The sequence below is a fragment of the Synechococcus sp. H55.11 genome (assembly GCF_047462475.1).
Taxonomy (GTDB): domain Bacteria; phylum Cyanobacteriota; class Cyanobacteriia; order Thermostichales; family Thermostichaceae; genus Thermostichus.
This window is the reverse complement of the sequence record NZ_JANSJI010000130.1, coordinates 1-1,988: the sequence shown is the minus strand read 5'-3', so window position 1 is coordinate 1,988 and position 1,988 is coordinate 1. Positions and strand designations below refer to the sequence as shown.

The following is a 1,988-nucleotide window of genomic DNA, read 5'->3' as shown; positions in this document are numbered from 1 at the left end:
TCTCTATTAAACCTGCCTGAGGGCTTACAGGTTGAGATTTATGACTTGCCTGGCCTGAACTCAGTCCAAGATAGAACAAGCCTCAGGATCATCCAAGAGCATGTCAGCAAGTGCTTTAGCCTTGTTGCACTGGATTACTCTCAGACAGATTGGCAAAGACGAGAAGCCCTCTTGAGAGAGCTAAAAGATGTTGTGGAGTTTCTCCGAGGTCAAACCAGCTTGATGATTTTCTTGCTCAATAGGGTTGACATGCGAAATCAAACCGACAACCCTCTAGAGCAAAGGATCGAGGAGCTGAGAGAGGAAATTAAGGAGATTCTGGATCTTCCAGAGCTGCCTTTTATCATTCCGCTCTCTGCTAAGGCGCTCTTCTATGCCCAATGTGCCTGGGGAGCCAACTCTTCCGAAGGATCGGATGTGGATCCCAGTACTAAACAATGGATGCTCAGCGCTCTTTTTGAAGACTGTGCTAATCTCATCAAGGCTTCTACAAGAGGTGATAGGGAGCTGAAGTCTTGGATAGCAGACCTTGAAAACAAAGTCGAGGAAGGGCAGGCAATATCTGACAATGACACTAGGCTCTTGCTTGGCTACATCCGAGAGTGGAGCGGCGGCAACTTGCTATGGAGAGCATTGCGAGAAAGGATTCAAGCAGACACTGCAAGAGTTGTTATTCTCCCGGCAGTGCTACAAGTGATCAACTCAGCTAGAGAGATTAGCAGTGCCCTAGATGTCATAATCAATACAAGACAAATTCAGACGCTAGAGGAAGTAGATAGGCAAAGAAAATATATTCAAGACAAACAAGAGCAATGCAAGGAAGCAATCAATCAAGTTGCCCAATCGTTTATCGATGACATTACAGGCTTACTCAACCAAGTTGCCAGTGCTAGTGGCACTCCTGAGTCCCTATCAAAGATTGAGGAGGAAGCCAGAAAGAAGGGCTGGCAGGGGTTTCCCGATTTTATTGACTTTGTGGACGAGCAAGTTAAAGATTTGATTAATAAAATCATTGCTCCAGTTCGAGATGCACTCAAGCAAGAAATTGGTGTTTATCCGCTAGAAGATTCTCTGAAAGAAGTGATCCCTGCTCACATTGCCAACCTCGTTGCTAGATCTTGCGACATGACACTCAGAACGTTGAGGGATTGTGAGTGTCAGGGAGACAGCCTGATTCTGAGAGTACCTGTTGAGGAGAAAACCAAAAAGCCTCATGAGAAGATAGAAAGAGCTGAGCGCGCTGTTTTAGCTCTCTACCAATCGGTTAGGGACGCTCTCGAACATAGGGCCGAGTTTCTGTTACAGGCGAAGGCTCAAACTTTTGAGAGATTTGCGAACTCATTGATCTCTCAGCTTATTGCAAACCTTATTGGAGCCGTTGAAGAAATCCTCACAGTCTCTGAGGAAGATAAGCTAGGGATCCAGGAATTGATTCAAACTGGCGTTAAGCTGAGAAGCGAGCCCTTGCGCCTTACGCAAGATGTCTTTCTCTTTAATAAAAGAGCAAAGATAGAGACTACAAAGAAGGACAAAACTACAATAGTCGAGGAGCCTAGATCTTGCTTTGGAGGCAAGGAGTACAAGATAGCTAAAGTTGGGACGGAGTTCTATCAACAGCTAACTGTGCCTAGCTTTGATAGGATGGCTGAGGAGTGGTCAAGAGGAGCAGATGCTGGTAAGCAAAAATTGTGGCAAGTTCTAAAAGAATGGATCATAGGTTACATGGAAGAACTAAGAGAGGCTACTCAAAAATTGGTTAGAAAAGCACTTGACCTTTCTATGGGCGAGCTAGATGAGCAAAGAAGGCGGATTGAAGAGAACTTTAACCAAGCAGTAGCTATAGCCGAAGATCTGGAGAATAGGAAGAATGCAATTGAAAGTTTTGTTCAATCTTTGTCTTGCTTAGGGAGTGGGAATGATGAGTGAGAACGACAAAGAGCAGGGAGAGCTTCTTGCTAAATTAGCTGCTGTAGGACTTGGAGCTATCG

1 pseudogene is annotated in these 1,988 nt (G+C 45.0%); it reads left to right on the top strand.

Annotation, left to right across the window (positions count from 1 at the left end):
* Positions 1–1,926, top strand: a pseudogene (locus tag NW853_RS05545) (hypothetical protein); the annotation flags it as partial.
* Positions 1,927–1,988 lie beyond the last annotated feature (62 nt).